The sequence below is a fragment of the Pseudomonas sp. SIMBA_068 genome (genome assembly GCF_046534705.1).
In the GTDB taxonomy this organism is placed as follows: Bacteria; Pseudomonadota; Gammaproteobacteria; order Pseudomonadales; family Pseudomonadaceae; genus Aquipseudomonas; species Aquipseudomonas putida.
The window spans coordinates 1-242 of sequence record NZ_JAWRYI010001433.1; the positions used below are offsets into that span (position 1 = coordinate 1).

At 57.9% G+C, this 242-nt stretch carries 1 pseudogene; it reads right to left on the reverse strand.

The features are described from left to right. Window positions 1-242 (reverse strand): annotated as a pseudogene (locus tag SB756_RS34360) (TonB-dependent receptor); the annotation flags it as partial.

The following is a 242-nucleotide window of genomic DNA, read 5'->3' on the forward strand; positions in this document are numbered from 1 at the left end:
GTACTGAATGACGCTGCGCTGCCCCGCATAGAGATTGAACTGCAACGTGGCATCGCCAAAATAGCGCTCGTAGTTCATGCCCAACTGCTGGTGGTCGATGCTTTTGCGGGTGTTGTAGGTTTCAGCCACTGTCGCGGTGGAGCGCGGGTCGTGCTGGTAAGCGCTCCAGCTCTGCCCCAACGGGTCTTGCGTGTTGTTTTGCTCAAGGCTGCTGTAGATCAGTGCCAGGCGTGAATCGGCGT